Origin of the sequence: Enterobacter sp. CCUG 70166 (assembly GCF_020224095.1) — a bacterium.
GTDB lineage: Bacteria > Pseudomonadota > Gammaproteobacteria > Enterobacterales > Enterobacteriaceae > Enterobacter > Enterobacter intestinihominis.
In genome coordinates, this window is the sequence record NZ_NRIQ01000010.1 from 42,124 (window position 1) to 51,744 (window position 9,621).

At 56.1% G+C, this 9,621-nt stretch carries 9 protein-coding genes; 6 read left to right on the forward strand and 3 right to left on the reverse strand.

Going from position 1 to position 9,621, the window contains the following annotated elements; genetic code table 11:
- Nucleotides 1-11: 11 nt before the first annotated feature.
- Nucleotides 12-2,120, reverse strand: a complete 2,109-nt coding sequence (rlmKL, locus tag CKK19_RS05030; protein WP_032622253.1) for a bifunctional 23S rRNA (guanine(2069)-N(7))-methyltransferase RlmK/23S rRNA (guanine(2445)-N(2))-methyltransferase RlmL — start codon at nucleotides 2,118-2,120, stop codon at nucleotides 12-14.
- Between the two features lie 98 nt (nucleotides 2,121-2,218).
- Between rlmKL and CKK19_RS05035 the strand changes: the two genes are divergently transcribed.
- Nucleotides 2,219-3,328, forward strand: a complete 1,110-nt coding sequence (locus CKK19_RS05035) for a YcbX family protein (RefSeq protein WP_063854163.1) — start codon at nucleotides 2,219-2,221, stop codon at nucleotides 3,326-3,328.
- Here the strand turns inward: CKK19_RS05035 and zapC are convergent.
- Together zapC and pyrD are read right to left on the reverse strand one after the other, a co-directional pair.
- Nucleotides 3,325-3,867: a cell division protein ZapC gene (gene zapC, locus CKK19_RS05040; RefSeq protein WP_023299740.1), complete on the reverse strand. Its 543-nt coding sequence runs from the start codon at nucleotides 3,865-3,867 to the stop codon at nucleotides 3,325-3,327. The genes CKK19_RS05035 and zapC overlap by 4 nt on opposite strands.
- A gap of 166 nt (nucleotides 3,868-4,033) precedes the next feature.
- A complete protein-coding gene (gene pyrD, locus CKK19_RS05045) occupies nucleotides 4,034-5,044 on the reverse strand; it encodes a quinone-dependent dihydroorotate dehydrogenase (RefSeq protein ID WP_015570907.1) in 1,011 nt (336 codons plus the stop codon).
- A gap of 249 nt (nucleotides 5,045-5,293) precedes the next feature.
- On the opposite strand from pyrD, the gene ssuE reads away from it, so the two are divergent.
- The 5 genes from ssuE to ssuB are packed head-to-tail and all read left to right on the forward strand — an operon-like array spanning nucleotide 5,294 to nucleotide 9,534.
- The gene (gene ssuE, locus CKK19_RS05050; RefSeq protein ID WP_022647647.1) at nucleotides 5,294-5,869 is read left to right on the forward strand and encodes an NADPH-dependent FMN reductase; all 576 of its coding nucleotides are present in this window, start codon (nucleotides 5,294-5,296) and stop codon (nucleotides 5,867-5,869) included.
- On the forward strand, nucleotides 5,862-6,824 hold the full coding sequence (locus tag CKK19_RS05055; protein ID WP_063854165.1) for a sulfonate ABC transporter substrate-binding protein: 963 nt from the start codon (nucleotides 5,862-5,864) through the stop codon (nucleotides 6,822-6,824). The genes ssuE and CKK19_RS05055 overlap by 8 nt, the downstream gene beginning before the upstream one ends.
- On the forward strand, nucleotides 6,821-7,966 hold the full coding sequence (gene ssuD, locus CKK19_RS05060; RefSeq protein WP_023305815.1) for an FMNH2-dependent alkanesulfonate monooxygenase: 1,146 nt from the start codon (nucleotides 6,821-6,823) through the stop codon (nucleotides 7,964-7,966). The genes CKK19_RS05055 and ssuD overlap by 4 nt, the downstream gene beginning before the upstream one ends.
- Nucleotides 7,967-7,975: 9 nt before the next feature.
- Nucleotides 7,976-8,767, forward strand: a complete 792-nt coding sequence (gene ssuC / locus CKK19_RS05065; RefSeq protein WP_003858185.1) for an aliphatic sulfonate ABC transporter permease SsuC — start codon at nucleotides 7,976-7,978, stop codon at nucleotides 8,765-8,767.
- Nucleotides 8,764-9,534 carry an aliphatic sulfonates ABC transporter ATP-binding protein gene (ssuB, locus tag CKK19_RS05070; protein ID WP_022647644.1) on the forward strand — a complete coding sequence of 257 codons (771 nt, stop codon included), beginning with the start codon at nucleotides 8,764-8,766 and terminating at the stop codon, nucleotides 9,532-9,534. Before ssuC ends, ssuB begins: the two co-directional genes overlap by 4 nt.
- The last annotated feature ends 87 nt before the right edge of the window (nucleotides 9,535-9,621 follow it).

A 9,621-nucleotide genomic window follows, 5' to 3' on the forward strand; every position in this document is an offset into this window, starting at 1 on the left:
TATTTTTCCTTTCAGACCGCGGAGATCAGCCAGCAGTTGTGGATTTGACGGTTACGGGCAAAGTCCTGAGACAGCGTTTTTTGGCTGATTTCTTGTGCTTTAAGTCCCAGTTCGGCCAGGCCGTCGTGATCCATGCGGAATCCGCGCTTGTTATTCGAGAACATAATGGTGCCGCCTTTACGCAGCAGACGCTTCAGGTCGGTCATCAGGCGCAGGTGATCGCGTTGAACGTCAAAGCTATCCTCCATACGCTTGGAGTTAGAGAAGGTCGGCGGATCGATAAAGATAAGGTCAAACTGCTCATCGGTATCGCGCAGCCAGCCCAGCACGTCGGCCTGTAACAGGCGATGCTGACGACCGGTTAAGCCGTTAAGACGCAGGTTGCGCTCTGCCCACTCCAGATAAGTACGGGACATATCGACCGTGGTGGTGCTACGCGCCCCGCCAAGCCCTGCATGAACGCTGGCGCTGCCGGTATAGGAGAACAGGTTCAGGAAGTCTTTGCCCTTACTCATCTGTCCCAGCATGCGGCGGGCGATGCGGTGATCGAGGAACAGACCGGTATCAAGGTAATCGGTCAGGTTAACCCACAGGCGCGCGTTATATTCGCCCACTTCGATGAAGTCGCCCTTCTCGCCCATCTTCTGATACTGGTTTTTGCCTTTCTGACGCTCACGGGTTTTCAGCACCAGCTTGTTTGGCGAAATGCCGAGTACGGCGATGGTGGCCGCAATCACATCCAGCATACGCTGACGCGCTTTTTGCGCATCAATGGTTTTCGGCGGGGCGTATTCCTGAACCACCACCCAGTCTGCATAGCGGTCAACCGCCACGTTGTATTCCGGCAGGTCAGCGTCGTAAAGGCGATAACATTCGATGCCTTCCTGCTTCGCCCACTTCTCAAATTTCTTCAGGTTTTTGCGCAGACGGTTGGCATAATCTTCCGCCACGCCAGACGGTTTGCTGTCCGCTGCTATCTCTGCCAGATGGTAGTTTTTCTGCACGCAGTCCAGCGGGCCGTTTTTCGCCTTGAACTGGCGATCGGCACGTAATTGCAGGCAGCTCAGCAGCTCCGGCGAGGCGCTAAACAGGGAGAGGTTCCAGCCGCCGAAATGCGCTTTCATGTTGCGGCCCAGCAGGCTGTGTAGCGCAATCAGCGCTGGCTCGCTGCCAAGACGCTCACCATACGGCGGGTTGCTGATCACCGTACCGTACGGGCCTTTTGGCAGCGGATTGGTCAGGTTCGCCACATCTTTGACGTCGAAGGTCACCAGCTCACCGATACCGGCACGACGGGCGTTGCTGCGCGCGCGTTCAATCACCCGTGGGTCGTTGTCCGAACCGTAAAAGTGAGAGGTGTACTCCGCCAGCCCTTTACGGGCACGGGTCTGCGCGTCGTCTTTGACCTCTTTCCAGAGGGCTTCATCGTGCTGCGCCCAGCCTTTGAAGCCCCACTGTCCACGATGCAGCCCTGGCGCGCGGTCGGTGGCCAGCATCGCGGCTTCAATCAGCAGCGTACCGGAACCGCACATTGGATCGAGCAGCGGCGTACCCGGCTGCCAGCCGGAGCGCATCACGATAGCGGCGGCCAGTGTCTCTTTGATTGGGGCCATGCCGGTGCGATCGCGATAGCCGCGCAGATGCAGGCCTGCGCCGCTCAGATCCAGGGAAATACTGGCAGTGTCGCCGTTCAGCCAGACGTTGATACGCAGATCCGGGTTTTCACGATCTACGTTCGGACGTTCTCTATTACGACGCGTGAAGCAGTCCACAATGGCGTCTTTGACGCGCAGGGCGCCGTACTGGCTGTTGCGGATCTCATCGTTGACGCCGTTGAAATGCACCGCAAAGGTAGCGTCCGGGGTGAAGATCTCTGTCCAGTCGATCATTTGTACACCGGTGTAGAGATCAAGATCGCTGTAGACCTTGCACTCTTTCATCGGCAGCATGATGCGCGACGCCAGACGGCTCCACATCAGGCTCTGGTAAATAAGCCGCGTGTCGCCCTCAAAATGGACACCACCCTGAACCACCTGGCACTCTTTCGCGCCCAGGGTTTCCAGTTCAGTTTTTAACAGCTCTTCCAGCCCACGGGCCGTACTGGCAAACAGAGAATTCATATCGTCACTTTTACTCATAGAAAATTGTCGCGCATTATAGCTAATATGGCGTGTATGTCATAAAGTTGAAGGCTTATTTTATTTAGCGGGAGTGTGCAGTGGCGACGTTATCCAGGCTTTTTATTCATCCGGTGAAATCCATGCGTGGTATCGGCGTGACGCACGCGCTGGCCGATATGAGCGGATTCGCCTTCGATCGTATTTTTATGATCACCGAGCCTGACGGTACGTTCATCACCGCACGTCAGTTCCCGCAGATGGTTCGCTTTACGCCTTCCCCGCTTCATGACGGATTGCATTTGACCGCGCCAGACGGTTCAAGCGTCGTGATCCGCTTTGCTGATTTTGCGCCGGTTGAAGCGCCAACGGAAGTGTGGGGCAATCATTTTACCGCGCGTATCGCGCCGGATAACATTAACCAGTGGCTGAGCGGCTTTTTCTCACGTGACGTTCAGCTGCGCTGGGTTGGGCCTGCGCTGACTCGTCGCGTGAAACGCCACGACGCGGTTCCCCTCTCCTTTGCGGATGGTTTTCCCTTCCTGCTGACCAGCGAGGCCTCGCTGCGTGATTTACAAACCCGTTGCAAAGCCAGCGTGCAGATGGAGCAGTTTCGCCCGAATCTGGTGGTGACCGGAGCGGATGCCTGGGATGAAGATACCTGGAAAGTGATCCGCATCGGCAGCGTTATCTTTGATGTCGTGAAGCCGTGCAGCCGCTGTATTTTTACCACCGTCAGCCCGGAGAAAGGTCAGAAACACCCTTCCGGCGAACCGCTGAAAACCTTGCAGTCATTTCGTACCGCGCAGGATAACGGTGATGTCGACTTCGGCCAGAACCTGATCCCCCGCTCCAGCGGCGTAATCCGCGTGGGCGACGAGGTCGAAATTCTTACCCGCGGGCCTGCAAGAGTGTACGGCGCAGGCCAGGAAGAAGAAATGGTTGACGTTGTCACCAACGTCGCTTCCGCGGTGGATATTCACTGGGAAGGCAAAGTTATTCGTGGTAACAATCAGCAGGTGCTACTGGAACAGCTGGAGCAGGCGGGTATCCGCGTACCTTATTCCTGTCGCGCGGGGATTTGCGGATGCTGTCGCATTAAACTGGTCGATGGTGAAGTGAGTGCCCTGAAGAAATCTGCGATTGGCATTGACGGCACGATCCTGTGCTGTAGCTGTGTACCGAAAACATCCGTACAGCTGGAAGCTTAAACCGCCTGTTCGAGGCTGAAGGAATCGACGCGCAGCTGAGGCTTCAGCCTGTCATTCATCACTTTGATGGCATCACCTAACTGCATGACTCGCCCGGCAATGGTCACGCCGGGTTGGGCCAGCAAACAGAGCGCAGCGTTTTCACCGGGTTCAACCACCAGCAGATTCACCTCTTCTTCGGTATCGCTCAGATTGACGCTGGCCGCATCGCCGATAGCCGGGGTCCAGCTCATACCGTGCGCGAGGAAATGCCAGCTTTTCGGCATTTGTGGTTTCAGGAAACGGATCGCCACCAGCGCATTTAGTACCAGTTCAGCGCGCTGTTCTTTGGAGAGATTGAAGTCGCGGCATTTTTCTTCAAAAGAGAAATAGAGTGCAGCGTCGTCAACGCAAAAGCCTGAGGGAGCAAACGCGTCTGGCGTTAACATTCGGCGCGCAAAACGAGAGCGAAACAACATGCCATTGGCTAAGTCGAGCATCATACGGTCATGCTCGTCACAAAAATACCAGCGCCAGTTATCGTCAGGTTTAATTCGCATGTTTCTCTCCCGTCCCCAAAACGTCCTGTACTAAAAATGTCCTGTTTGCCGCTTCGCTTATAACACTAGTAATAAAAGACTATAATGTCTAAATAAGCAACAATGACGGAATATAAAACAACCAGGGCTGGAAATAAAGCCCTGGTTGTCTGATTAAGAGAAAAGATTAGATATGCGTGACAATTTCTTTAATCAATGGCGGCCCTTTAAAAATAAAGCCGGAATAAATTTGCACCAGTGAAGCCCCTGCCGCCATCTTCTCACGTGCAGCGATGACGGAGTCAATGCCACCCACGCCAATAATCGGCAGCTGGCCTTTTAATTCCGCGGAGAGTGCGCGAATAATTTCGGTGCTTTTTAATTGTACCGGACGGCCACTTAATCCACCCGCTTCGTCACAGTTTTTCATTCCCTGGACGAGGGAGCGATCGAGCGTTGTATTGGTCGCAATCACACCATCAATATTATGGCGAACTAAACTGTCGGCAACCTGGATCAATTCCTCTGCCGAAAGATCCGGGGCGATCTTAACCGCGACCGGAACATATTTATGGTGGATCGCCTGTAGTGCCGTTTGTTTATTTTTAATGGCGCTAAGAAGATCGTCAAGCGCTTCGCCATATTGTAATGAACGCAGCCCTGGGGTGTTAGGCGAGGATATATTCACCGCGATATAACCGGCATAGGCATAGACTTTTTCCATACAAATCAGATAGTCATCTTTACCCTGCTCGACTGGCGTGTCTTTATTTTTGCCAATATTAATACCCAGCACACCATCAAAATGGGCTTTCTTAACGTTCTCAACCAGATGATCGACGCCAAGGTTATTAAAGCCCATGCGGTTGATCAGCCCCTCGGCTTCAACCAGGCGGAACAGACGTGGCTTGTCATTTCCCGGCTGCGGACGCGGCGTCACTGTCCCGATTTCGATCGAGCCAAAGCCCATCGCGCCGAGTGCATCAATGCATTCGCCATTTTTGTCCAGACCGGCCGCAAGGCCCAGTGGATTTTTGAACGTCAGGCCCATGCATTGGACAGGTTTTTCCGGCACGTTTTGACGCACCAGCGCGGCCAGAGGCGTTCCTGTAATACGACGTAACTGCTGAAATGTAAATTCATGAGCGCGCTCAGGATCGAGCTGGAAAAGGGCTTTACGAACGAAGGGGTAGTACATGAACTCTCCTGGATTCCCGGTGTGCAAACCGGGAGGGGATTATGTGCGATCCCGCCCGGAAAGGGAATTGACCTGTGGCAAAAAAAGCCATGTAAAACGCAATCGTTTACTTATCGGTTCGCTTCTTATGCTTTTTTCTGCATTCATCCTGAGGATAAATCATTTAGTGGAATAACCACGCAATGTCACACTCCTGAAAATTGTTATGAATGTTAGATAAAAGCAAACAATTAGTTATAAGGAGCAACCATGCGCGTCATTACCCTGGCCGGAAGCCCCCGCTTCCCCTCTCGATCCAGCGCACTGCTGGAATACGCTCGCGAAAAGCTTAATGCTCTGGATGTCGAAGTGTGTCACTGGAATTTGCACAATTTCGCGCCTGAAGATCTGCTCTACGCCCGTTTCGACAGCCCGGCGCTGAAAACCCTGATCGAACAACTTAAGCGTGCTGACGGGCTGGTCGTCGCGACACCAATTTATAAAGCCTCTTTTTCCGGTGCACTGAAAACGCTGCTCGATCTGCTGCCCGAACGCGCGCTGGACGGTAAGGTCGTCCTGCCGCTGGCCACAGGCGGTACGGTAGCCCATTTACTGGCGGTGGATTATGCCCTCAAGCCGGTTCTGAACGCGCTGAAAGCGCAGGAGATCCTGCATGGCGTCTTCGCTGACGACTCACAGGTAATCGACTACCAGCATAAACCGCATTTCACGCCGAATCTGCAAACCCGCCTCGACAGCGCGCTTGAAACCTTCTGGCACGCCCTTAATCGTCGGGATCGCCACGCGGCGGCATTTCATCAATCACAAGGAGTGGCGCATGTTTAAAACAGTTACCCGTATCGGGCTGGCAGGTCTGCTGGCAGTGGCATCGCTGGCTCAGGCGGCGGAGAAAACGCCGGAGAGCCTGCGTATCGGTTATCAGAAAGGCAGCGTCAGCATGGTGCTGGCGAAAAGCCATGCGTTGCTGGAGAAACGTTTCCCGCAGACCAAATTCTCATGGGTCGAGTTCCCTGCCGGACCGCAGATGCTGGAGGCGCTGAACGTCGGGAGTATTGATTTAGGCAGCACCGGCGATATCCCGCCGATCTTTGCCCAGGCGGCCGGGGCGGATCTGGTTTACGTTGGCGTTGAGCCCGCCAAGCCGAAGGCAGAGGTTATTTTGGTGCCGGAAAACAGCGAGATCAAAAGCGTCGCCGATCTCAAAGGCCATAAGGTTGCTTTCCAGAAAGGTTCCAGCTCGCATAACCTGCTGCTGCGCGCGTTGCAGGAGGCCAGCCTCAAATTCACCGATATCCAGCCCGTTTACCTGACGCCTGCCGATGCGCGCGCGGCGTTTCAGCAAAAAAATGTTGATGCCTGGGCTATCTGGGATCCGTACTACTCCGCCGCACTGTTGCAGGGCGGTGTGCGGGTGCTGAAAGACGGCACCACCCTGAAACAAACCGGTTCGTTCTACCTGGCGGCACGTCCTTACGCTGAAAAAAATGGCGCATTTATTCAGCAGGTGCTGGATACCTTCTCTCAGGCCGATGCGCTGACCCAAAGCCAGCGTCAGCAGAGCATCACGCTACTGGCAAAAACCATGGGCCTGCCTGAATCGGTGATCGCCACCTATCTTGACCACCGTCCTCCCACCACCATAGCGCCGGTTGACGCCCACGTTGCCGCCCTCCAGCAGCAAACGGCAGACCTCTTTTATCAAAACCGCCTGGTTCCAAAGCAGGTGAATATTCGCGAACGCATCTGGCAACCCGCTGGTATTGAAGGAAAAAAATCATGAGTCTGAATCTTTTCTGGTTTTTACCCACCCACGGTGATGGACACTATCTTGGCACAGAAGAAGGCGCCCGCCCGGTCGATCACGGCTATCTACAGCAGATCGCCCAGGCGGCAGACCGCATCGGTTTTACCGGGGTGCTGATCCCGACGGGCCGTTCATGTGAGGATGCGTGGCTGGTTGCCGCGTCGATGATCCCCGTCACCAAGCGCCTGAAATTCCTGGTAGCCTTGCGCCCAAGCGTGGTGTCGCCCACCGTCGCGGCACGCCAGGCGGCAACGCTGGACAGGCTCTCCAACGGCCGCGCGCTGTTCAATCTGGTGACGGGCAGCGATCCGCAGGAGCTGGCGGGCGATGGTGTTTTTCTCGATCATACCGAGCGCTATGAAGCCTCCGCAGAGTTCACCCGCGTCTGGCGACGTCTGCTGGAAGGGGAAACCGTCACCTTCGAAGGAAAACATATCCACGTTCGCGATGCGCAACTCTACTTCCCGCCGGTACAACAGCCGCGCCCTCCCCTTTATTTCGGCGGATCGTCGGACGTGGCGCAGGAGCTGGCGGCTGAGCAGGTCGATCTCTATCTGACCTGGGGCGAGCCACCGGAGCTGGTTAAAGAGAAAATTGCTCAGGTACGCGCCAAAGCCGCAGAACATGGCCGTACGGTGCGCTTCGGCATTCGCCTGCACGTGATCGTACGCGAAACCAACGACGAGGCCTGGCAAGCTGCCGACCGTCTGATCGCTCATCTGGACGACGACACTATCGCCAAAGCACAGGCGGCGTTTGCCAAAACCGACTCCGTGGGCCAACACCGAATGGCCTCCCTGCACAACGGCAAGCGTGAAAATCTTGAGATCAGCCCGAACCTGTGGGCCGGGGTGGGTCTGGTGCGCGGCGGCGCCGGTACGGCGCTGGTCGGCGATGGTCCAACCGTAGCGGCACGCATTAATGAATACGCGGCGCTGGGGATCGACAGCTTTATCCTGTCTGGCTACCCGCATCTGGAGGAGGCCTACAAGGTGGGTGAACTGCTCTTCCCGCACCTGGATGTCGCTATCCCGGAAATTCCGCAGCCACGTCAGCTTCAGTTGCAGGGCGAAGCCGTGGCGAATGCGTTTATCCCGAGAAAAGTCGCGCAAAGTTAAGGAGCCACCATGTCTGCAACCGCACAAAAATGGCTGCTGCGCGCCGCACCGTGGTTTCTGCCCGTCGGCATTGTCCTCGTCTGGCAACTGGCGTCTTCAACTGGCTGGCTGTCGAGCCGTATTTTGCCCTCTCCGGAGGGCGTTGTGGAAGCGTTCTGGTCGCTAAGCGCCAGCGGTGAGCTGTGGCAACATCTTGCCATCAGCTCCTGGCGCGCGGTAATCGGCTTTTCGATTGGCGGGAGCATCGGCCTGACGCTGGGGCTGATCAGCGGCCTGTCCCGCTGGGGTGAGCGGCTGCTGGATACCTCCGTTCAAATGCTGCGTAACGTGCCGCATCTGGCGCTTATTCCGCTGGTTATCCTGTGGTTCGGCATTGATGAGAGCGCCAAAATTTTCCTCGTGGCGCTGGGAACATTATTCCCGATTTATATCAATACCTGGCATGGGATCCGCAATATCGATCGCGGTCTGGTTGAGATGGCCCGCAGCTATGGCCTGTCAGGTTTTGCCCTGTTTACCCATGTGATCCTGCCGGGCGCCCTGCCCTCCATTATGGTTGGCGTGCGTTTTGCGCTCGGCCTGATGTGGCTAACCCTGATTGTGGCGGAAACCATTTCGGCTAACTCCGGCATTGGTTATCTGGCGATGAACGCCCGCGAGTTCCTGCAAACGGACGTGGTGGTGGTTGCCATTATCCTTTATGCCCTGCTTGGCAAACTTGCGGACGTCAGCGCCCAGTGGCTGGAACGTAGCTGGCTGCGCTGGAACCCGGCCTACACCGCTCAGGAGGCGAAAGCATGAATACTGCACGACTGAACCAGGGAACACCGTTACTGCTGAACGGCGTGACCAAACGCTACGGTGATAACACTATTCTGAATGCACTGGATCTGCATATTCCTGCCGGACAGTTTGTGGCCGTTGTTGGCCGCAGCGGTGGCGGCAAGAGTACCCTGCTGCGTCTTTTAGCCGGGCTGGAGGCGCCAAACAGTGGTGACATTCTGGCAGGCACCACGCCGCTGTCCACGATTCAGGATGATACGCGCATGATGTTTCAGGACGCGCGTCTGCTGCCGTGGAAAACGGTGATGGATAACGTCGGGCTGGGCCTGAAGGGCAGCTGGCGGGAGGACGCCCGGCAGGCACTCGCCGCCGTCGGGCTGGAGAATCGTGCGGGAGAGTGGCCTGCGGCCCTCTCGGGTGGACAAAAGCAGCGCGTGGCCCTGGCACGCGCGCTGATTCATCGTCCCGGCCTGCTGCTGCTTGATGAACCGCTCGGCGCGCTTGATGCCCTGACGCGGATCGAGATGCAGGATCTGATTGAAACCCTCTGGCAGACGCACGGCTTTACGGTGCTGCTGGTGACGCATGACGTAAGCGAAGCTGTGGCAATGGCAGACAGGGTGCTGTTAATAGAAGAGGGTAAAATTGGTCTGGATCTGACGGTGGATATTCCACGTCCTCGCCGGGTGGGATCGGCCAGACTGGCGGAGCTGGAGGCGGAAGTGCTGGATAGAGTGATGAAACGTGGAGAAGCGGAGATTCAGCGGATAAAGGCTAATGCCTGATGCCCTCACCCCGGCCCTCTTCAACAGGGAGCACGGCGCAAGGGCAAATCGTAGGCCCGGTAAGCGAAGTGTATGACCGGATACATA

Coding starts and splice junctions, on each gene's coding strand:
- ssuB (WP_022647644.1), top strand. CDS start 8,764: ATGAATACTGCACGACTGAACCAGGGAACACCGTTACTGCTGAACGGC.
- zapC (WP_023299740.1), bottom strand. CDS start 3,867: ATGCGAATTAAACCTGACGATAACTGGCGCTGGTATTTTTGTGACGAG.
- ssuE (WP_022647647.1), top strand. CDS start 5,294: ATGCGCGTCATTACCCTGGCCGGAAGCCCCCGCTTCCCCTCTCGATCC.
- rlmKL (WP_032622253.1), bottom strand. CDS start 2,120: ATGAATTCTCTGTTTGCCAGTACGGCCCGTGGGCTGGAAGAGCTGTTA.
- ssuD (WP_023305815.1), top strand. CDS start 6,821: ATGAGTCTGAATCTTTTCTGGTTTTTACCCACCCACGGTGATGGACAC.
- ssuC (WP_003858185.1), top strand. CDS start 7,976: ATGTCTGCAACCGCACAAAAATGGCTGCTGCGCGCCGCACCGTGGTTT.
- pyrD (WP_015570907.1), bottom strand. CDS start 5,044: ATGTACTACCCCTTCGTTCGTAAAGCCCTTTTCCAGCTCGATCCTGAG.
- CKK19_RS05055 (WP_063854165.1), top strand. CDS start 5,862: ATGTTTAAAACAGTTACCCGTATCGGGCTGGCAGGTCTGCTGGCAGTG.